General features: G+C 71.2%; 15 protein-coding genes. 7 read left to right on the forward strand and 8 right to left on the reverse strand.

The window, feature by feature from the left end:
- The first annotated feature begins 40 nt into the window (after positions 1 to 40).
- Positions 41 to 772 carry a response regulator transcription factor gene (locus tag FB600_RS29080; RefSeq protein WP_013689742.1) on the forward strand — a complete coding sequence of 244 codons (732 nt, stop codon included), beginning with the start codon at positions 41 to 43 and terminating at the stop codon, positions 770 to 772.
- 2 nt (positions 773 to 774) lie between these two features.
- Positions 775 to 2256: a sensor histidine kinase gene (locus tag FB600_RS29085; RefSeq protein ID WP_098151840.1), complete on the forward strand. Its 1482-nt coding sequence runs from the start codon at positions 775 to 777 to the stop codon at positions 2254 to 2256.
- A gap of 57 nt (positions 2257 to 2313) precedes the next feature.
- Here FB600_RS29085 and FB600_RS29090 read toward each other — a convergent pair whose 3' ends face one another.
- Positions 2314 to 3027, reverse strand: coding sequence for a GNAT family N-acetyltransferase (locus FB600_RS29090; protein ID WP_145758152.1), 714 nt, complete (start codon positions 3025 to 3027; stop codon positions 2314 to 2316).
- Positions 3028 to 3165: 138 nt separating this feature from the next.
- Positions 3166 to 3813 (reverse strand): DsbA family oxidoreductase, encoded by a 648-nt coding sequence (locus FB600_RS29095; RefSeq protein WP_025101804.1) that lies wholly within the window; start codon positions 3811 to 3813, stop codon positions 3166 to 3168.
- A gap of 568 nt (positions 3814 to 4381) precedes the next feature.
- On the opposite strand from FB600_RS29095, the gene FB600_RS29100 reads away from it, so the two are divergent.
- Both FB600_RS29100 and FB600_RS29105 read left to right on the forward strand, forming a co-directional pair.
- Positions 4382 to 5503 carry a chitosanase gene (locus FB600_RS29100; RefSeq protein WP_145758153.1) on the forward strand — a complete coding sequence of 374 codons (1122 nt, stop codon included), beginning with the start codon at positions 4382 to 4384 and terminating at the stop codon, positions 5501 to 5503.
- A gap of 198 nt (positions 5504 to 5701) precedes the next feature.
- Positions 5702 to 6655 (forward strand): SMP-30/gluconolactonase/LRE family protein, encoded by a 954-nt coding sequence (locus FB600_RS29105; RefSeq protein ID WP_098151842.1) that lies wholly within the window; start codon positions 5702 to 5704, stop codon positions 6653 to 6655.
- A gap of 106 nt (positions 6656 to 6761) precedes the next feature.
- Here FB600_RS29105 and FB600_RS29110 read toward each other — a convergent pair whose 3' ends face one another.
- The 3 genes from FB600_RS29110 to FB600_RS29120 all read right to left on the reverse strand — a co-directional run bounded on the left by FB600_RS29110 (position 6762) and on the right by FB600_RS29120 (position 8449).
- Positions 6762 to 7088 carry a MobA protein gene (locus FB600_RS29110; protein WP_145758154.1) on the reverse strand — a complete coding sequence of 109 codons (327 nt, stop codon included), beginning with the start codon at positions 7086 to 7088 and terminating at the stop codon, positions 6762 to 6764.
- A 16-nt stretch (positions 7089 to 7104) separates the two neighbouring features.
- The gene (locus tag FB600_RS29115) at positions 7105 to 7707 is read right to left on the reverse strand and encodes an NTP transferase domain-containing protein (RefSeq protein ID WP_098182686.1); all 603 of its coding nucleotides are present in this window, start codon (positions 7705 to 7707) and stop codon (positions 7105 to 7107) included.
- A gap of 106 nt (positions 7708 to 7813) precedes the next feature.
- Positions 7814 to 8449: a TetR/AcrR family transcriptional regulator gene (locus FB600_RS29120; protein WP_025101800.1), complete on the reverse strand. Its 636-nt coding sequence runs from the start codon at positions 8447 to 8449 to the stop codon at positions 7814 to 7816.
- An 86-nt stretch (positions 8450 to 8535) separates the two neighbouring features.
- Here FB600_RS29120 and FB600_RS29125 point away from each other — a divergent pair, with 86 nt between their 5' ends.
- Entirely contained in the window at positions 8536 to 9663 is a 1128-nt protein-coding gene (locus FB600_RS29125) for an MBL fold metallo-hydrolase (RefSeq protein WP_098182687.1), read from the forward strand.
- 93 nt (positions 9664 to 9756) lie between these two features.
- Here the strand turns inward: FB600_RS29125 and FB600_RS29130 are convergent, their stop codons facing one another.
- The gene (locus FB600_RS29130; protein ID WP_145758155.1) at positions 9757 to 10722 is read right to left on the reverse strand and encodes a GlxA family transcriptional regulator; all 966 of its coding nucleotides are present in this window, start codon (positions 10720 to 10722) and stop codon (positions 9757 to 9759) included.
- Positions 10723 to 10848: 126 nt separating this feature from the next.
- Here FB600_RS29130 and FB600_RS29135 point away from each other — a divergent pair, with 126 nt between their 5' ends.
- Positions 10849 to 11490 carry an HD domain-containing protein gene (locus tag FB600_RS29135; RefSeq protein ID WP_025101797.1) on the forward strand — a complete coding sequence of 214 codons (642 nt, stop codon included), beginning with the start codon at positions 10849 to 10851 and terminating at the stop codon, positions 11488 to 11490.
- 403 nt (positions 11491 to 11893) lie between these two features.
- The gene (locus FB600_RS29140; protein WP_098182689.1) at positions 11894 to 13510 is read left to right on the forward strand and encodes a methyl-accepting chemotaxis protein; all 1617 of its coding nucleotides are present in this window, start codon (positions 11894 to 11896) and stop codon (positions 13508 to 13510) included.
- A gap of 129 nt (positions 13511 to 13639) precedes the next feature.
- Here the strand turns inward: FB600_RS29140 and FB600_RS29145 are convergent, their stop codons facing one another.
- Together FB600_RS29145 and FB600_RS29150 are read right to left on the reverse strand one after the other, a co-directional pair.
- A complete protein-coding gene (locus FB600_RS29145) occupies positions 13640 to 18631 on the reverse strand; it encodes a DEAD/DEAH box helicase (protein WP_145758039.1) in 4992 nt (1663 codons plus the stop codon).
- Between the two features lie 337 nt (positions 18632 to 18968).
- The gene (locus FB600_RS29150; protein WP_098151848.1) at positions 18969 to 19799 is read right to left on the reverse strand and encodes a helix-turn-helix transcriptional regulator; all 831 of its coding nucleotides are present in this window, start codon (positions 19797 to 19799) and stop codon (positions 18969 to 18971) included.
- Positions 19800 to 19922 lie beyond the last annotated feature (123 nt).

Raw genomic sequence — 19922 nt, forward strand, 5'->3', positions numbered from 1 at the left:
GCGGCGCCCCGTGGCTGGCCTGGCCCCTTTCCTGACGCGTATGGACCCACAGAAACGCATCCTGATCGTCGAAGACGATGCCGATATCGCCGAGGTGCTCGCGCTGCACCTGCGCGACGAGCGCTACGAGGTGGTGCACTGCGCCAACGGCGACGACGGCCTGCGCCGCCTCGAGCAGGGCAACTGGGACGCGCTGATCCTGGACCTGATGCTGCCCGGCGTCGACGGCCTGGAGATCTGCCGCCGGGCGCGCGCGATGGAGCGCTATACGCCGATCATCATCATCAGCGCGCGCTCGAGCGAGGTGCACCGGATCCTCGGCCTCGAGCTGGGCGCCGACGACTACCTCGCCAAGCCGTTCTCGATGCTGGAGTTGGTGGCGCGCGTGAAGGCGCTGCTGCGGCGCGTCGAGGCGCTGTCGCGCGACACGCGCTCGGAGGCGGGGCGCGTCGACGTGGGCGGCCTCACGCTCGATCCGCTCACGCGCGAGGCGGCGGTGGACGGCGCGGCGATCGACCTGACGCCGCGCGAATTCGACCTGCTGTACCACTTCGCCCGCCATCCCGGCAAGGCCTTCTCGCGCACCGACCTGCTCAATGCCGTCTGGGGCTACCAGCACGAGGGCTACGAACACACCGTGAATACCCACATCAACCGGCTGCGCGCCAAGATCGAGGCCGATCCGGCCCAGCCGGCGCGGATCCTGACCGTCTGGGGGCGCGGCTACAAGCTGGTCGCGCCGGGCCCGGCCGAAGCCGGCAAGGACGCCTGAGCATGCGCCGCCTGAGCCTGACCCAGCGCCTGGCGCTGGTGTTCTCGGTGCTGCTGCTGGCCTGCTGCGGCGCCTCGGCCTGGATCCAGATCCGCGCCAGCGACATGCACGAGAAGGAGGTGGTGCAGCGGCTGTCGCGCGACCTGGCCGGCCATATCGCGCTGAGCGCCTCGCTGCTCGACGACAACGGCCTGCGGCCCGACGCGGTGCGCAAGCTGTTCGGCCAGCTGATGGGCGTCAATCCGAGCGTCGAGGTCTACCTGCTCGACAATGCCGGGCGCATCCGCGGCGACGACGCGCCGCCCGGCCGCGTCAAGCGCGACCGTGTCGATCTCGCGCCGGTCAAGCGCTTCCTGGCGGGCCAGCCGCTGCCCATCCTCGGTGATGACCCGCGCAGCCTCGACGCGCGCAAGGTGTTCAGCGCCGCGCCGCTGCAACTGCCGGGGCACGCGCCCTCGGGCTACATCTACGTGGTGCTGCTGGGCGAGGCGCACGACGAGCTGGCCGCGCGGGTAGCCGCCAGTTCGGTGCTGCGCACGACGCTCTGGTCGATCGCGCTGGTGGCGCTGCTCGGGCTGCTGGCGGGCCTCACCGCGTTCGGGCTGATCACGCGGCCGCTGCGCCGCTTCGCCGACGCGATGCGCCGCTTCGACGCCAACGGCGAGCCCGACGCGCAACCCTCGCTGCCGCATTCCTCGGCGGCCGGCGCGCGCGACGAGATCGCCGTGCTGGAGACCACCTTCGAGCAGATGGCCGCGCGCATCGGCGAGCAATGGCGCGAGCTCAAGCAGCAGGACCTGCAGCGGCGCGAGCTGGTGGCGAACCTCTCGCACGACCTGCGCACGCCGCTGACCTCGCTGCACGGCTACCTGGAGACGCTGGCGCTGAAGGACGGCACGCTGGAGACGGCCGAGCGCGAGCGCTACCTGTCGGTGGCGCTGGTGCAGAGCGAGAAGGTGGGGCGCCTGGCGCGTGCGCTGTTCGAGCTGGCGCGGCTCGAATCGGGCCTGGTGCAGCCGGCGCTGGAGGACGGCTCGCTGGCCGACCTGGTGCAGGACGTGTTCGCCAAGTTCGAGCTGAGCGCCAAGGCGCGCGAGGTGACGCTCGACGCGCGCATCGAGCCGCGCCTGCCGAACATCCACGCCGACCTCGGCATGATCGAGCGGGTGCTGACCAACCTGCTCGACAACGCCCTGCGGCACACGCCCAAGGGCGGTCACGTGGCCGTCGAGCTGGCCTCGCGCGAAGGCGAGGTCACCGTCACCGTGCGCGATACCGGGCCCGGCGTGCCGGCGGCCCTGCGCGAGCACCTGTTCCGGCGCCCGGTGGGATCGTGGGAGGCGCCCGGCGACGCGCATCGCGGCGGGCTGGGATTGCTGCTGGTGCAGCGCATGCTGCAACTGCACGGCAGCGAGGCACGGCTGCTCGACGAGCCGCGCGGCGGGGCGGTGTTCAGCTTCTCGCTGCCGGCCGCGGGGCGCTAGGGCGGGCCGGCCGCTCGTATCGCGCGATGCGGGCGGCGCCGGTCGCCCGCCGCCGCGCTACCGCACTTCGCGCAGTTCCGCGAGCGAGCGGCGCTGGCGCCCCTGGGCGTCGAAATTCTGCGGCGCCAGCCAGGCCTCGAAGGCCTCCCGCAGCGTCGGCCATTCGCTGTCGATGATCGAGAACCAGGCCGTATCGCGGCTGCGCCCCTTGTAGACGATCGCCTGCCGGAAGATCCCCTCGAAACGGAAGCCGAGCCGCTCGGCCGCGCGCCGCGACGGCGCGTTGAGGCTGTCGCATTTCCACTCGTAGCGGCGGTAGCCGAGCTGCTCGAACACATGGGCCATCAGCAGGTACTGCGCCTCGGTCGACAGCGGCGTCTGCTTGAGCTTCGGCGAGAAGGTCACGTGGCCCACCTCGATCACGCCGTGCGCCGGATCCTGCCGCATCAACGCCAGCGTGCCGACCGCGCGGCCGCTGGCGCGGTCGATCACGGCGTAGTGGCGCGGATCGGTGCTGCGTTCGGCCTTCTCGACATGGGCGCGATAGTCCTCGACGCTCGTGAACGGGCCGACCGTCAGGTAGGTCCAGTCGCTGCCGTCCCGGGCCGACAGATAGGCCTCGGCCAGCGCGTCGGCGTGGCGCGCCGCGTCGAGCGGCTCCAGGCGGCAATGGCGGCCCTCCAGCGTGACGGCGGCGGGCAGCGGGCGAGGGGTCCAGCCGTCGACGGGAGCGCCGATCGGTTGGCCGTATTCGTTGGTGCGGGTGGACATCGGGACTCCGGACGAGAGCGGGCGGAAAGCGCCTACTCTAGAGCCGTCGTGGCCCGTTGGAAAGGTCCAGCGAGGCGGCGGACGATGGAGCCACGACGGCGGCCCGGCATCGTCTCGCCGAGGTTTCCGGGTGGGGTTTCAGGCCGCCGGTTCGGCCAGGATCTGGCGGATCGCGCCTTCGAAGGCCTCGACCGGCTGGCCGCCCGTCACCAGGTAGCGCTGGTTGAAGATGATCGAGGGCACCGAGTGGATGCCCTGCTGCTGCGCCTCGGCCTCGGCGGCGCGCACCTCGTCGGCATAGGCGCCGCTGGCCAGCACCTCGCGCGCGCGATCCGCGTCCAGGCCGACCGATTGCGCGATCGCCGCCAGCACCGCGTGATCGTTGGTCGGCTTGCCTTCGCCGTGATAGGCGCGCAGCAGCGCGAGCTTGAGCGGCAGTTGCTTGCCTTCCAGGCCGGCCCAGTGCAGCAGGCGATGCGCGTCGAAGGTGTTGTAGACATGCTCGCGCGTGCCGAAATCGAATCCGACGCTGGCGCCGCGCTCGCGCAGCATGGCCTGCGTCTCGGCGATCTGCTCGGGCGTGCGGCCGTATTTCCTGCCGAGGTAGGCGACGATCGATTCGCCTTCCGGCTTCATGTCCGGGTTCAGTTCGAACGGGTGCATGCGGATCTGCACCTCGGCGGCGTCGCCGATCCGCTCGAGCGCGAGCAGCAGCGAGGACAGGCCGACCGCGCACCAGGGGCAGGCGATGTCGGAGACGAAATCGATGGTCAGGGCTTGGGACATGATGGTGGGGCCTGCGAGACATGCAATGGGCCGGACAGGGTAGCGCGAATCGGTTGGCGCTGCTGACGGCTGCCGTCGCGGCAAGGGGCGCAACCCGGTTCGGCAATGCAAGTCATGCGGTGATGGCGGCGCTTGAATTCGTGCCACATGACGCGGCTTCGTCACATATCCGCGTTTCGGAAAGGTATTCCAAAAATAATTTGTAATGTGAAGGAGGCTTAATTAGAATTCGCCAGGAAATTCGTTATCGCGGATTTCCCGGCCTTGTATCCCGATCGGTCGCCACCCGGTCGATCGGGCTGAACGCCAAGTTTCACGTCACCACGAAAAGACGCTGTATCCGGCTAGCCTGGCCGGACGGGGCGGCCTTGCGCCGCCTGCTTTCCGCATCATTCCGCCATGACGAATCGTTTGTGCTCCGATTTTGAATCGCCGCGCAAGGGGAACCGTTTTGCCTGGATTTCATGTAAATCGACTTCGGCACGAACGATTGAGCGGTGCATAAAACAATGAAGCGACTCGCGTGGTTTGTTTTTCTTTCGAAAATAATTAACCGGAGAGTTTCATCATGAAAATCGTCTCGACGAAATGCTGGATTCATGCCGGGCTGTGCGCGGTCGTGATGGCGACCCTGCCGCTGGCCACGGCCGACGCCTCGGCACGCACCGTGCATGTGGCCCGCGCCCCGCAAGCGGCCGCTGCGGTCGCCTCGCCCGAAATTTGCAGCTCGCCCTGGACGGCATCGCGCATCTACGAAGCCGGCAACGTGGCGAGCTTCGACGGGCGCGACTACACGGCCGCCTACCGCAGCCAGGGCAACGCGCCCGCGACGGCCAGCGGCGAGGCCGGCAGCGGCCAGCCCTGGGTGGCCGGCGCAGCCTGCAAGCCGGCCAAGCTCGGCAAGGCGGCGCTCGACCACGACGCCAACTTCTCGCCCGCCACGCTGCAATTCCTGAAGGACAACACCGGTCTGGACGGCGAGCAGTGGGACAACATCATGAAGCTGGTCAATAAGCCGGAGCAGGATTCGCTCGACTGGACCAGGTTCTACGGCTACTGCGAGGACATCGGCGACGATCGCGGCTACACCATGGGCATCTTCGGCGCCACCACCGGCGGGCCGAACGACGGCGGCCCGGACGGCCCGGCCCTGTTCAAGGCCTACGACGCGGCCAGCGGCGCCAGCCATCCCTCGGTGCAGGGCGGCCTGGCGCGGATCGGCGCGCACGGCTCGATGCAGGGGTCGATCCTGAAGATCACCGACAGCGAGAAGGTGTTCTGCGGCAAGGTCAAGGGCCTGCAGAACGACGCGGCCTGGCGCGAGGCGATGTGGCGCACGTTCTACTCGGTCTACATCCAGTACAGCGTGCAGCAGGCGCGGTCGCGCGGCTTCGGCAGCGCGCTGACGATCGGCTCCTTCGTCGATACGGCCTTGAACCAGGGCGCAGACGGCGGCAGCAACACGCTGCAAGGCCTGCTCTCGCGCTCGGGCAACAGCACCGACGAGAAGACCTTCATGACGAGCTTCTACGCGCAGCGCACCAAGGTGGTCGACACGCACGACTTCAACCAGCCGCCCAACGGCAAGAACCGCGTGAAGCAGTGGAGCACCCTGATGAACCAGGGCATCACCAGCCTCAAGAACTGTGACGCCGATATCGTCAAGGTGACCAGCTGGACGATGAAGTAAGTCCGGGGCGGGGCCGGCCGTCGCGAGCGGCGCCGGCCCCGCCCACTATCTGGGCGCCTCGCACGCGCTTTTGCATTTCCGGGCCGGACCGTGTATCAGAGCGAGACGGCGTCGGCGCCGGCGCCGCCCGGCCGTATCGGCGGCCGGTGGCGGCACATGGCGCCGGCCGATCCTCAACCGCCAGCCGACCGAAATCCGATGACCGACACGACTGCCCAGCCCGCCCCGAACGCCACCGCCACCCTGCTGGTCGACGGCCGCCACGCGCTCGGCGAATGCGCCACCTGGTGCGAACTCGCGCAAGCCTTCTACTGGACCGATATCGAGGGCGCCCGGCTGTGGCGCCACCGCAGCGGCGCGACGCCGGAAACCGAAAGCTGGGCGATGCCCGAGCGGCTCGGCTGCTTCGGCCTGACGGACGACGCCAACGTGCTGCTGGTCGGGCTGGCCACCCACCTGGCGCTGTTCGACCTGCGCGACGGCCGCTTCGAGCGCATCGTCGAGGTCGAGCCGGGCGAGCGCTCGCGCCTGAACGACGGCCGCTGCGACCGCGCCGGCAATTTCGTGTTCGGCATGAAGGACGAGCACGATCCGCTGGAGGCCTCGACCGGCTTCTACCGCCTCAATGCCGATCGCTCGCTCGAGCGGCTCGCGCTGCCGCCGGCCGCGATCGCCAACAGCATCGCCTTCTCGCCCGACGGCACGCGCATGTATTTCTGCGATTCGCTCGCGCGCCAGATCATGGTCTGCGACTACCGCGCCGACGGCCCGGTCGCCCGGGTGCGTCCCTTCGTGGCCCTGAGCGACGCGAGCGGCGATCCCGACGGCTCGACGGTCGACGCCGAGGGCGGGCTCTGGAACGCGCAATGGGGCGGCTCGCGCGTGGTGCGCTACGACGCGAACGGCGTGGAGACCGACCGCGTCGCGGTGCCGACCGCGCAGCCGAGCTGCGCCGCGCTCGGGCCCGCGCCCGGGCGGGCCGGCGATGCATCCGGCGACGGCGAGGGCTGGCGCACGCTCTACATCACCAGCGCGCGCACCGGGCTCGACGAAGCCGCCTTGGGCGCGGACCTGCATGCGGGCGGTGTGTTCACGGCGAACGTCGCGTATCGCGGGCTGCCGGAAGCGCGTTTTCCGCTGCGCCGGGGGTAAGGCGCGGCAAGCGGGGTGCGGGCGTCGAGCCGTCGAGGCTCGCGCTGGTTCGCCGACGGTTTCGGCGTTCGCGCCCGGGCCCGCCTGCCTCGCTCCGTCAGCCGGATCAGCCGGCCCCTCGCGCGGCAAGCCGCTCGCGCAGCAGCGGCAGGGCCGTATCCCGCCAGAAGCACGGCGAGATCATCCCGCTCGACATCCCGCCATGCCCGAAGGCCGGCACATGGAGGCGGTCAGGTAAGTCGAGCGCCTGCCCGGTGAGGCCGAGATAGCGCTCGGCGATGCTTGCCTCGAGCGCCTCGGCCGAGGCCGGCAGCGCCTGGCCACGCAGGGCCGCTCGCATCGCTTCCCACAGATACGGATCGCCGCGCAGGCCCCATTGCGCCGGCGGCGGCTCGAACAGCGAGGAGAAATCCTGCTCCGGGATCAAGGGCATGACGCGCCGCGCGGGCTCAGGCCGGGCCGCCGGCGAGATCGTCGCGTGTATCGACATCGCGCAGCACGCCCGGATCGTCGACCTCGAGCTCGGCAACCTCGTGCGCGAGCAGCAGGGCGCGCGCGCCGGTGTCGCCGTCGAGCGCGGCCAGCGCGTCGCGATGCACGGCCGCGAACGCCACCGGGTGCCCGCGCCGGCCCTGGTGATGGGGCGCGGCGATGGTGTTGCGCCCGCTCGCCAGCTCGCGCGCGACCGCGCGGATCGAGGCCGGCGCGACCCAGGGCATGTCGCCGAGCGCGACCAGCCAGCCGCCCGCGTCGCGCGAGGCGCGCACCGCGGCGGCCAGGCTCGCGCCCATGCCCTGCGCGGCCTCGGGCGCCACCAGCACGCGGCAGCCGACGATCGCCAGCCGCTCGGCCAGCACCTCGGCGCCGGGCCGCACCACGGCGATCACCTCTGGCATCACGGCGCGCAGCCGCCGGGCGGCGGCCACCGCCACCGGCGTGCCGTCGGGCAGGGCGGCCAGCAGCTTGCTGTCCTGTCCGCTGGGGTCGAATCGGGTGCCGAGGCCGGCGGCGAGCAGCACGCCGATCACGGGGGAGGAGTGAACGTCAGACATGAGCGAAACCGGAAACAGGGAAGCCGTGATGGCGATTGTGCCGATTCCGCCGCGGCTTCGCACGGATCAAAAAACGACCGTGGAGAGCGGCCGCCGCCGCGGGCCCTCAGTCGCGCGCCTCGGCGTCCTTCGCATACCGAGCCAGGAACATGTCCGCCGCCGATTCCGCCAGCGCGCGCCGCGCCTCGCCGGCGATGGCCGGCTGTCCCATCGCCACCTGCGGCCAGAACGCGAAGGACTTCACCAGCCCCTGCAACTGCTGTCCGGCAAAGCCTGGATCCGCCACCGACAGCCGCCCGTCGGCGCTTGCCGCGCGGATCCAGATGCCCAGGTCCTCCTCGCGTTCGCCCAGGCGCGCCACCATGTCCCGTGCCCGCTCGGGCGAATGCATCGCGGCGGCCATCGCGACGCGCACCAGCGACAGGAAGGTGTCGTCGGCGAGCAGCCGCAGCTTGCGCATCAGCAGCTCGACCAATTGCCCGCGCAGCGGCTCGCCGGCGCGATAGGCGAGCGCCTCGCCGCCGCGCGTGGCGTCCCACAGCCGCTCCAGGATCGCCAGGAACAGCGCGTCCTTGCTCGGGAAGTGGTTGTAGACGGTGCGCTTCGAGACCTGCGCGCTGGCGGCGATGCGGTCCATGCTGGTCGCGTCGTAGCCGGCCGAGAGGAATTCGTCGATCGCCGCGCTGACGATCGCGGCCCGTTTCCGGTCGGTCAGGCGGGTGGGAGTGGGATTGGCGTCCATGGGCGAATTTTACACTTGTCGGTTTACTTTTCCTGAGAACAAACTACACTAGCGAGTCTACTTTTCGCTCTCCGGACGGATTCACCATGATTTCGCTTCCCGACTGGTTCAGCCGCACGCTGGGCATCGCCGCCGCACAACGCGGCCGCGCGCTGTCCGCCGCCTCGCCGCAGCACGACGGCGAGCGTTTCCGCAATGTGCGGCCGCGTCCGTCCGAGGGTTTCGGCAAGACCTTGTCGATCGCCTGGAACGTGCTGTTCAACAAGCCGCGCGGCACCCAGCCGGGCGCCGCGCTGCCGGTCGATCCGCTCACGCGCGCCGAGCTGGACGCCGCGCCCGATCGCAGCCTCTACCGGCTAGGCCATTCGACCCTGCTGCTCAAGCTGCGCGGCGGCTTCTGGCTGACCGATCCGGTGTTCGGCGAGCGCGCCTCGCCGTTCAAGCGCGTCGGGCCGAAGCGCTTCCACGCGCCGCCGATCGCGCTGGCGGCGCTGCCGCCGCTGGCCGGCGTGATCCTCTCGCACGACCACTACGACCACCTCGACCGTGACACGGTGCTGGCGCTGGCCGAGCGCACCGCGATCTTCCTGACGCCGCTGGGCGTGGGCGAGCGCCTGATCGAATGGGGCATCGACGTGGCCAAGGTGCGCCAGTTCGACTGGTGGCAGGGCACCGAGATCGACGGCATCAGCTTCACGGCCACGCCCGCGCAGCATTTCTCGGGGCGCAGCCTGTTCGACGGCAACAGCACGCTGTGGGCCTCGTGGACCATCATCGACGCGCAGCTGCGAATCTTCTTCAGCGGCGATACCGGTTATTTCGACGGCTTCCGCGAGATCGGCGAACGCTTCGGGCCGTTCGACGTCACGATGCTCGAGACGGGCGCCTACGACGCGCAATGGCCCTATGTCCACATGCAGCCGGAGCATACCGTGCAGGCGCACCAGGACCTGCGTGGGCGCTGGCTGGTGCCGGTCCACAACGGCACCTTCGACCTGGCCATGCATCGCTGGCAGGACCCGTTCGAGCGCGTGTTCGGCCTGGCGGCCGCGCAGGGCATCGCGCTGGCCACGCCGCGCATGGGCGAGCGGCTCGACCTGGCCGCGCCGCATCGCGGCGAGCGCTGGTGGCGCGGCGTCGCCGACGCGGCAGCCGAGCCGGCGTCGCGCGCGCGCCGCTGGCGCTGCCGCGGCGAGCAGGCGCCGGAGACCTGAAGCGGGTCAGTTGATCAGAAGCCCGAAGTATCGAAGCCGCCGTCGTTCCTGTCGCGACGGCGGCTTTGTTTTTATCCACCGTTGCGGCCGCGCTCAGCGCTCCTCGTCGCGATAACGCTTGCGATACTCGGCCGGCGTCACGCCCACGTGCTTGACGAAGGCGCGGCGCAGCACGTCGGCATTCGCGAAGCCGCACTTGGCGGCCACCTGCTTGGGCGCGTCGCCGGCCGTCTCGATCAGGGCGCGCGCCGCGTTCACGCGCGCCAGCTCGACCCAGGCGGCCGGCGTCACCCCCACCTCGGCATGGAACAGCCGCGCGAAATGGCGCGGGCTCAGGCCGGCGCGCCCGGCCAGGCTCGTCACGCTGTGATCGAGCTCCGGCTGCGCGGCCACCCAGCGCTGCACGTCCTGCAGCACCGAGCGGCCGGCCGGCGCGGTGGCGCCGTTGCGGCTGAACTGCAACTGCCCGCCGGGGCGCTTGAAGAACATCACCAGTTGGCTCGCCACGCGCATCGCGATCTCGCGGCCCAGATCCTCCTCCACCAGGGCCAGCGCCAGGTCGAGCCCGGCCGTCACGCCGGCCGCGGTGCGCAGCCGGCCGTCGCGCACGTAGAGTGCATCGGCTTCCACCGTCGCGCTCGGGCAGCGCTCGGCCAGCGCCTCGACCGAGGCCCAGTGCGTGGTGGCGCGTCGGCCGTCGAGCAGGCCCGCCTCGGCCAGCACCAGCGCGCCGGTGCAGACCGAGCCGAAGCGCTTGCAGCGGCGCGGTACCGTGCGCAGCCAGTCGAGCGTCGCGACCGGCACGCCGCCGGCGCCGATGCCCGGCGCGCCCGCCACCAGCAGCGTGTGGATCTCGGGCAGCGCCTCGCCGACCACGCCATCGGGCACCAGGCGCGCGCCCGATGAACTGACCAGGTGGCCCGGCTCGCAGGCCAGCACCAGCATCCGGTAGGCGGCCTTGCCGGCTTCCACGTTGGCCTGCGCGAACACGTCCAGCGGCCCGCTGACGTCCAGCAACTGCACGCCCGGCACGGCCAGGATCGCGATGGTCTTGCTCATTCGGGTTCCCCTTGGCGCCGTCCGCATTCCGCGCGATTTGGCAGAAAATGACGTGACACGCCGATTGATGACAATCCTATCACGCGGGAGAATCAATTCCGAAGCCCTCACACGGAGAAGAAGATCATGAGCGTCGATATCGGTGGCATCCGCGTTCCCGACAGCCAGCTTGCGCGGGAGATCACGGAATTCGTTCGGGATACCGAAAGTCCCCTGTTGTTCCATCATTCCAGCCGCGTGTTCTATTTCGGCGCGCTGGCCGGCCGCGATCGCGGCCTGAAGTTCGATCCGGAATTGCTCTATGCCGGCGCGATGTTCCATGACGTCGGCCTGATGCCCTCGCACAGCAGCGCGCACGAGCGCTTCGAGGTGGACGGCGCCAACGCGGCGCGCGAGTTCCTGCGCCAGCGCGGCATCGAACAGCACGATATCGACCTGGTGTGGACCGCGATCGCGCTGCACACCACGCCCGGCATTCCGCAGCACATGCATCCGGTGATCGCGCTGGTGACGGCCGGCGTCGAGATGGACGTGCTGGGCCTGACCTACCACGAGTACCACGAGCACGAGCGCGAGGCGGTCACGCACCTGCACCCGCGCCCGGAGCACTTCAAGGAAGACATCATCCAGGCCTTCTACGACGGGATCCGCCACAAGCCCGAGACGACCTTCGGCAACGTCAAGGCCGACGTGATCGCCGACAAGGAGCCGCATTTCCATGCCGGCAACTTCTGCTCGGTGATCCGCTGCTCGGCCTGGCGCGGTTGAGCGCGCCACGCGCGTGGCGGCATGGCTCGAGCGGTGACGCGAAGCGCGTCACCGCAGCAGGGCGTGGACCGCGCGAGGCGTGACGGGGGGCGTCGCGTCTCGCGCTAAGCGGGCGCGGGGCCTGGCGCGGCGTGGGGGAGACCAGGCCGCGCCAGGCGTTCCGCGCCCGCGCCGCGCACCTTGCGCGCGGGAGATTCCCGTCATCCCGGCCGAAAGCTTTCGATTGGTTTTCGATGCGCAACGGCGTGTCATTTGATTTCAAAAAGAAAAACGAAAAAATTAAAGTTGGGGAAGCCGGCGCCGTAATCGCGGCAGGGCATGCCGTCCCGAGGGACGGCACGTGCCCGCCGAAATTTCGCCCGCCGCGCCCGGGGGGGCGGCCAAAAAAACAGGAGACCCCACCGTGAGCAGCGTGCAGCACAGCGTCCGTTTCAAAATCGTGATGGCCATGACGGCCTGCGTGCTGATCATCGCGCTGGTCGGGGTGTTCGGCACCCTCACCATCTCGCGGCTGGAGACGATGGTCAGCGACGAGTACACCACCACCGTCAAGCCGATCCGCACGCTCGGCGAGATCCGCGCCGGCCTGATCGACGTGCGTCTGCAGATGCGCCGCATGCAGGTGATGCGCGAGGGGGAGGGCAACCGCAAGTCGCTCGATTCGATCCAGCGCACCGTGAGCCGGATCGCCAAGATCTGGCCGAACTACTATCCCGGCGCGATCAACTCCGACAAGGAGCGTGAGCTGGCCGACGGGCTCAACGCCGCGATGCCCCAGTTCCGCCAGGCCACCGCGCAGGTGGTGGAGGCGTTCACCGCGGGCAACTACGACGGCGCGACCCAGTTGATCGACGCGCAGAACGACGCGACCAACGAGATGCTCGATCGCATCAAGGCCGATATCGACGTGAACGACCAGCAGGCCGCGCAGTTCGCGGCGGAAGGCGCGGCCAGCGCGCGCAACGCGCTGGTGATGGCGATCGTGCTGGTGGCGGCGGGGCTGCTGGTGGCGGTCGGTGCCTCGGTCTACCTGCTGCGCACCATCATGCGGCCGCTCGGCAGCGCGATCGCGGTGGCCAACACGATCGCCGACGGCCGGCTGGAAGTGCGCATCGACGACAGCTTCCGCGGCGAGTTCGGCGAACTGATGCACGCGCTGCGCGTGATGGACACGCAACTGGCGCAGACCGTGCGACGCATCCAGTCGAGCACCGGCTCGGTGTCGCTGGCGGCCCGGGAGATCGCCACTGGCAATCTCGAGCTGTCCTCGCGCACCGAGGAACAGGCCGCCTCGCTGGAGGAAACCGCCTCCAGCATGACCGAGCTGACCGAGACGGTGAAGCAGAACGCCGACAACGCGCGCCAGGCCAACGGCCTGGCCACCAACGCCTCGAGCCTGGCCGACGACAACAATCACGCGATGCGCGAGATGGTCGACACGATCCTGCAGATCAGCGGCAGCTCGGGCAAGATTTCCGAGATCACCGGCACCATCGAGGGCATCGCGTTCCAGACCAACATCCTCGCGCTCAACGCGGCGGTCGAGGCGGCGCGCGCCGGCGAGCAGGGCCGCGGTTTCGCGGTGGTGGCCAGCGAGGTGCGCACGCTCGCGCAGCGCTCGGCAGCGGCCGCCAAGGAGATCAAGGAACTGATCGCCTCCTCGGTGACGCTGATCGAGGGCGGCGCGGGGCAGGCCAATGCCGTCAGCGAGAAGATGGGCCGCGTGCGCGAGGCGATCCGGCGCGTCTCGGACATCGTCGCGGAAATCTCGGCCGCGTCCGACGAACAGGCGCGCGGCATCGAGCAGATCAACCAGGCCGTCACGCAGATGGATGCCGTCACGCAGCAGAACGCCGCGCTGGTCGAGCAGGCCGCGGCGGCCGCGCAGTCGCTCGACGAACAGTCGGCGGTGCTCAACGATGCCGTGTCGGTGTTCCGCCTGACGGGCAACGGCGCGGCCGCGCATGCGCCGCGCGCGCCGGAGCGGGCGAAGCGCGGTGTCGAGCTGGCCACGGCCTGAGGTCGGGACGGCTTGAAGGAAGGCGATTCGCCCCGGGGCGTGCCAGGCACGGCCCGTGGCGCGGATCGCGAGGGATGACGCCGGGCGGCGTGTCGTGCGTCATGGCACGACACGCCGCCTTGTCCTTGGCTAGTGCCGTCGCGCCAGCTTGAGGCGCGCCGCTTCGTGCAGCTCGGCCGGCAGGCTGTCCTCGTAGACGAACTCGCCGCCCACCAGGGCCGCCACCGCCGCGCCGTCGCGCAGCAGCACGCGGTTGCCGGCCAGCGCCGGCACCTTGCGGCCCGGCAGCAGGGTGCCGGCCAGATTGAGCGGATCGGCGCCGCTTACCACGATCCATTGCCCGTCGGCGGGCTGGCGGCGAATCTCGCGCAGCACCGGGATCGCCTCGGGCAGCGCGAACTGCTCGCCCGCCAGCCCCGCCACGAAGCGCCCGCCGCGGATCTCGCCGCGCGCCTCCAGGCGCTGGTAGACGCGCAGCAGCTCGCGCCAAGGCGGCAGCCACGCCGCCTCGCGTTCGAGCAGGCGCCAGAACACCACGCCGTAGCGGCGCAGCAGGGTCCAGGCCAGATGCTCGAGCGTCTCGCGCGAACGCGCGGCCGGCGCGGCTTGCGTGGCGAGGTCGTTGCGATGGGCCGCGCTCGCGGCGCCATCGCCGGCGTTGCCGGCGTTGCCGCCGTGCGCGTGATCGCCGTCGTTGTCGTTGCCATCGGCGGGGGCCGGCTGCACGCGCACTGGCCGCCGCACCAGCGACCAGCGCCCCGCGTCGTCCATGCCGCCGATCAGCGCGCCGCCGCGCCGCGTGCGCGGCGCGTAATGGGCGCTGCGCTTGACGGCCGGCCGCAGCAGCGCGCGCAGCCCGGCGTAGCTGTCGGCATTGACGCGGCCCGCCGCCACCAGTTCGCCGAGCGCCTGCTCGAGCTCGATCGGCAGCAGGCGCGTATCGTCGAGCAGTTCGTCGAAGAACATCGCGCCGTGCGCGGCCAGCGCGTCGTGCACACGGGCCGCGCGCGCCGACAGCGGCGGCTGCGCCCCGGCCTCGTGCAGGGCCTGCCAGGTGCCGACATGGCGGCGCGGCAGCAGCACGATCGGGGTGGTCCTGACCGGGCCGCCGGCGGCCTTGGCGGCGGCGCCCGCCGGCTTGGGCGGCGGCGCGATGCGGGTCCACACCACGCGCCCGGAGCGGCACAATTCGTCGATGCCGCCGGTCGCGTAGTCGGCCACGCGCGCCGGCAGCAGTTCCTCCTCCCAGGCGGCGGCCGCCGCCTCGAAGCCTTCCAGTTGCTCGACCACGGCGGCCAGCGCATCGCGGCCCAGGCCGCGCGTCTCGCCGCCGACATGCTGCCAGTGGCACAGGAAACGCATGAAATCGGCGCGCTCGACCGGCTCGATCTCGCGGCGCAGGCGCTTGACGGTATAGCGATGAATCCGCGCCAGCAGATGCCGCTCGCACCATTCCTCCCGCGCGGTGCCCGGCGTGAAGCGGCCGCGCATCACGTAGCCTTCGGCCTCGAGCGCGACCAGCGCGGCCTCGACGGCCGGCTCGGGCAGGCCGAGCGGCGCGGCGATGGCGGCCACCGTCAGCGGGCCGAAGCCGGTCAGGCGCGCGCGCAGCACGTCGACCAGCGCCGCCTCGTGTGTCCAGGGCCCGTCATGGCCCTTCGGCGCGGCGATCGCGGGCTCGGGCCGCGCCTCGGGATGCAGCGCGCGCAGGCAGGCGATGCGCTCGGCCGGCACCCACAGCAGGTCCTCGCCGGGCAGGCGCAGCGCGGCCACGCGCCGGCCCGCCGCGAGCCTGGCCAGCGCCGCCTGCCAGCCGTCGTGCGCGCGCGCTTCCCTGTCGGCCACGCAGGCCAGGCTGACCAGCGCGTCGTGCACCTCGTCGGCATCGCGCACCAGCGGCCAGGCTTCCTCGCGCACCGCGGCGATCGCCTCGGCGTCGAGCGCGCCCAGGTCGTCGGCCGATTCCGGGTCGCTCCAGCGGCGCGCCAGCACCGCCTGGGTGCGGCGTTCCTCGAGCGGCGCATCGTCGAGGAAGGCATAGGGCTTGGCGTTGAGGATCTCGGCGGCCAGCGGCGAGGGCGCCGGCAGGTCGCGCGCCACCAGCTCCACCTCGCCGGCCTCGATGCGGCGCAGCAGGGCCAGCCAGGCCTCGGTGTCGAGCGCCTCGTGCAGGCAGTCGTCGAGCGTCTGGTCGACCAGCGGGTGATGGGGAACCTCGCGCTCGCCGACGATGTTCTCGATGCAGGCCACCTGGTCCGGGAACACCGTGGCGAGCAGGTCCTCGCTCTTCATGCGCTGCAGTTGCGGCGCGGTGCGGCGCCCGCCGGTATAGCGCGGCAGCGCCAGCGAGGTGGTGGCGTTCCAGCGCCAGCGCACGCCGAACAGCGGCGCGTCGAGCAGGGCCTGCACCAGCACGTGCTCGGCGCTGGCCGCGCGCAGGTAGCGCCAGACCTCGGCCAGCTCGAAGCTGTGCGCGAGCGAGAGCGACAGGATGATGGCGTCGTCGGTGGCCGCCGCCTGCAGCTCGAAATTGAAGGCGCGGCAGAAGCGCTTGCGCAGCGCCAGGCCCCAGGCGCGGTTGACGCGGTTGCCGAAGGGCGAATGGATCACCAGCTGGGTGCCGCCCGATTCGTCGAAGAAGCGCTCCATCACCAGCGTGTGCTGGGTCGGCAGCGCGCCGAGCGCGGCGCGCGAGCGGGCCAGGTACTCGACGATCTGCCGGGCGGCTTCGGGCGCGAGGCCGAGCGTGCCGGTCAGCCAGTCGAGCGCGGGGGCCAGGCGGCCGGGCTCGGGCGTGTCATGGGCCGTCGAGTCGGCGAGCGGGGCAGCGCCTGCCGGCGGGGGCTCGGCGCCGGGCCTGGCCTTGGCGGCGGGGTTCGGATCGAGCGCCGCGCGCGAGGCGGATTTCGCCGCGCCGGCCTTGGTCGCCTTGGTTGCCTTGGTCGCGGCCTTGGCGCGCGTGCTCGCGTCGGTGGCGGCGTCCTGCGCGAGCGCGGCCGTCGAGCGCGCCGTGTGGATCGCCCGCGAGGCGGCTGGCGCGGCGGCCGCCAGCTCGCCCTGTTCGAGCAGCGCGTCGAGGGTGCCGCGCAGCCGCGCCACGCCGGCCGACAGCTCGTCGCTGCGCCCCGGCGCCTCGCCGAGCCAGAACGGGATGTTGGGCGCCTGCCCGCGCGCGTCCTCGACGCGCACGCGGCCGGTCTCGACGCGCAGGATCCGGTAGGACTGGTTGCCGAGCTGGAACACGTCGCCGGCCAGGCTCTCGATCGCGAAATCCTCGTTGACGGTGCCGATCTGGGTGCCTTGCGGCTCGAGCAGCACCGAGTAGTCGGCCGTATCGGGGATCGTGCCGCCCGAGGTCACGGCGGTCAGCCGCGCGCCGCGCCGGGCGCGCACCGTGCCCGTGCTCAGGTCGCGATGCAGGTAGGCGCGACGCGGGCCGCGCCGGCTCGAGAAACCCTCGGCGAGCATCGCCATCACTTCGTCGAAGCGCTCGCGCGACAGCGCCGCGTAGGGCGCCGCCTGCGTGAAGCGGCGCCACAGCTCGGTCTCGTCCCATTCGGCGCAGACCACCTCGGCGACGATCTGCTGGGCCAGCACGTCGAGTGGCGCGCGCGGCACATGCAGCCGGTCGAGTTCGCCGCGCGCCACGCAGTCGAGCAGGGCCGCGCATTCCACCAACTCGTCGCGCGACAGCGGGAACAGGCGCCCCTTGGGCGTGCCGCCGACCTGGTGGCCCGAGCGCCCGACGCGTTGCAGGAAGGGCGCGATGCCGCGCGGCGAGCCGATCTGGCAGACCAGCTCGACCTCGCCGATATCGATGCCGAGTTCGAGCGAGGCGGTGGCCACCAGCAGCTTCAGCTCGCCGCGCTTGAGGCGCTGCTCGGCGTCGAAGCGCGCTTCCTTGGCGAGGCTGCCGTGATGCGCGGCGATCGCCTGCTGGCCGAGCCGGTCGCCCAGATGGCGCGCGAGCCGCTCGGCCATGCGCCGCGTGTTGACGAACACCAGGGTGGTGCGATGCGCGGCGGCGAGCTCGGCGATGCGGTCGTAGATGCGCTCCCAGACGTCGTTGGCCATCACCGGTTCGAGCGGGATCGGCGGCAGTTCGAGCGCGAGGTCGCGCTCGCGGACGTGGCCCACATCGACGATCGCGCAGGCGCGCGTGTCGAGGGCTTGCGGGAGCGATGGCGGGGGCGATGCGGGCGATGTCGTCGCTGTATCGGCGGGTGCCGAGGCGGCTGCCTTGGTCCTGCGCCGCTTCGTGGCCGGCGTCTTGGGGGCTTCGGGTGGTTCCGACGCTGCCGAGGCTTTCGGCGCTTGGGGAATGGCGGGCGCTTTCCGCGCTTCGGGCGCTTCCTGCGCTCGCGCCGCGTCGGCCGCGTCGGCCGGCTCGCCGCCGGCCGAGCCGTTCGCGGCGCCGGCCTCGACGCCCACCAGGAACCGCGCCACCAGCTCGATCGGCTTCTGCGTGGCCGACAGCCCGATGCGCGGCAGCGGCCGGCCCGCCAGCGCGTCGAGCCGCTCCAGCGACAGGGCGAGATGGCTGCCGCGCTTGTTGCCGGCCAGCGCGTGGATCTCGTCGACGATGGTGGTTCGCACCGTCGACAGCATGCGTCGCCCCGATTCCGAGGAGAGCAGCACGTACAGCGATTCGGGCGTGGTCACCAGGATGTGCGCGGCGCGTTTGCGCAGCGCGCTGCGCTCGGCCTGGGTGGTGTCGCCGGTGCGCACGGCGGTGCGGATCTCGGGCACCGGCAGGCCGAGCCGGGCGAGTTCGTGCGCGATGCCGGCCAGCGGCGCCTCGAGATTGACGCGGATGTCGTTGGACAGCGCCTTGAGCGGCGAGACATAGACCACCAGGGTCTGGTCGGGCAGGCTGCCGTCGTTGGCGAGCGCCTCGCGCACCAGCTCGTCGATCGCGCAGAGGAAGGCGGTGAGGGTCTTGCCCGAGCCGGTCGGCGCGGCCACCAGGGTCGAGCGGCCGGCCTTGATGAGCGGCCAGGCGCGTGCCTGCGCCTCGGTCGGCGCGGCGAAGCTGCGCGCGAACCAGCCGGCCACGGCCGGGTGGAAGGCATCGAGCGGGGCGGCCGGCGAGGCCGCGGGCGAGCGGGTGGCGCTATCCATCAGGCGGGTCCCGGGCCGGATCGCGGCGGGCGCGGCGCCGGCGCTCCGCCGGCTCGGCGCGCCGCGGGGCGGCGAAGCGAAAACATCAAGTTTGCCAGAGCCGCGGCCCGGTTGCCGGGGGCCGGATCGGAGCGGGGGAGATCGAGGCGATGGCAGGCGCCGGCGAGGGCGGGCAGGGTGGTCATGGGGGTGAAGATGGGGGCCCAGCGCGGGTTCGCAAGCCTGCCGAGAATTCTCTGCGCAGCGCGGAGAGAATTCGACCGCCCGTGCCTGCGTGTCTCGTCAAGGGGTTTGCTGGCCGGCGCGTCGCTTCGTCCCCGAGCCGGTGGAGCCGCCCCTACCGCCCCGGCTCGTAGAACAACGCGAACAATTCCGACTGCGAACTGACGCCGAGCTTCGCGTAGATATGCTTCTTGTGGGCGCGCACGGTCTCGAACGAGATGGCCAGGCGTTCGGCGATCGCGCGGGTGGAGAAGCCGCTCAGGCCGAGCCGCACCACCTCGACCTCGCGCGCCGTCAGCGGAGCATGGCCGCGCTGCTGGACCACGCGCTCGAAGTGCTCGGCATAACCCGCTTCGTCGGGCGCGGCCGGGGCAAGTCCGGCTGCCTCCGCCGGCCCCGCGTGCTGGCCGGCTCCGGTAAAGCTTTCGTAAGGCAGGCGCTGGCGCATCAGCGCGATCACCCAGGGCGCCACCACCGCGAACAGCGCCAGGTCGCGCTCGCCGTAATGGCGCGTGGCGCCCAGCGAGAAGATCAGCGTGTGGCGCTCGTCGATCGCGTGGTTGAACTGCACCTCGTCGCCGATGATGTTGCGCTTGAAGTAGCGCTGGTAATAATCGGTCATCCGGAAGTTGTCCGGCGCCACCGACTCGAGCGTGACCAGGCCCGAGGCGGGCCGCTCGCAGGCCGCGATATAGAAGGGATCGAGCTGGTAGAGCGCGCCCAGGTAGTCCTGGAACATCTGGTCGACGGTGCCGTCGGGCATCGGCGATTCGGCGCACACCAGCGGCGCGCGTTCGCGCGCGAACAGCATGCCCACCCAGTTGTCGAAGGGCACGAAGCGCTGCAGCACGCGGGCCAGGCGGGTCCAGAAGTCGGGGCTGTCGAGCGCGTCGATCAGCGTGGCGACGTGGTGATGGAACGCGAGATCCCGCCAGTCGAGTTCCATGTGTCCTCCGATCGTGGTACCCCAGGTGGGGAATTCCTGGACAAAAATAACGTCCCGATAATAGCGCCACGCCGCCGCGTCGAGCGGTGGCGCAATGCGAGCGCGAGTCTATCGGCCCGCAAT

Source organism: Burkholderia sp. SJZ089 (genome assembly GCF_007828315.1).
Lineage (GTDB): Bacteria > Pseudomonadota > Gammaproteobacteria > Burkholderiales > Burkholderiaceae > Burkholderia > Burkholderia gladioli.

What these genes read in the sequence shown, in the direction of transcription:
- FB600_RS29080 (WP_013689742.1), top strand. Translation starts at nt 41, where the DNA reads ATGGACCCACAGAAACGCATCCTGATCGTCGAAGACGATGCCGATATC.
- FB600_RS29085 (WP_098151840.1), top strand. Translation starts at nt 775, where the DNA reads ATGCGCCGCCTGAGCCTGACCCAGCGCCTGGCGCTGGTGTTCTCGGTG.
- FB600_RS29090 (WP_145758152.1), bottom strand. Translation starts at nt 3,027, where the DNA reads ATGTCCACCCGCACCAACGAATACGGCCAACCGATCGGCGCTCCCGTC.
- FB600_RS29095 (WP_025101804.1), bottom strand. Translation starts at nt 3,813, where the DNA reads ATGTCCCAAGCCCTGACCATCGATTTCGTCTCCGACATCGCCTGCCCC.
- FB600_RS29100 (WP_145758153.1), top strand. Translation starts at nt 4,382, where the DNA reads ATGAAAATCGTCTCGACGAAATGCTGGATTCATGCCGGGCTGTGCGCG.
- FB600_RS29105 (WP_098151842.1), top strand. Translation starts at nt 5,702, where the DNA reads ATGACCGACACGACTGCCCAGCCCGCCCCGAACGCCACCGCCACCCTG.
- FB600_RS29110 (WP_145758154.1), bottom strand. Translation starts at nt 7,088, where the DNA reads ATGCCCTTGATCCCGGAGCAGGATTTCTCCTCGCTGTTCGAGCCGCCG.
- FB600_RS29115 (WP_098182686.1), bottom strand. Translation starts at nt 7,707, where the DNA reads ATGTCTGACGTTCACTCCTCCCCCGTGATCGGCGTGCTGCTCGCCGCC.
- FB600_RS29120 (WP_025101800.1), bottom strand. Translation starts at nt 8,449, where the DNA reads ATGGACGCCAATCCCACTCCCACCCGCCTGACCGACCGGAAACGGGCC.
- FB600_RS29125 (WP_098182687.1), top strand. Translation starts at nt 8,536, where the DNA reads ATGATTTCGCTTCCCGACTGGTTCAGCCGCACGCTGGGCATCGCCGCC.
- FB600_RS29130 (WP_145758155.1), bottom strand. Translation starts at nt 10,722, where the DNA reads ATGAGCAAGACCATCGCGATCCTGGCCGTGCCGGGCGTGCAGTTGCTG.
- FB600_RS29135 (WP_025101797.1), top strand. Translation starts at nt 10,849, where the DNA reads ATGAGCGTCGATATCGGTGGCATCCGCGTTCCCGACAGCCAGCTTGCG.
- FB600_RS29145 (WP_145758039.1), bottom strand. Translation starts at nt 18,631, where the DNA reads ATGGATAGCGCCACCCGCTCGCCCGCGGCCTCGCCGGCCGCCCCGCTC.
- FB600_RS29150 (WP_098151848.1), bottom strand. Translation starts at nt 19,799, where the DNA reads ATGGAACTCGACTGGCGGGATCTCGCGTTCCATCACCACGTCGCCACG.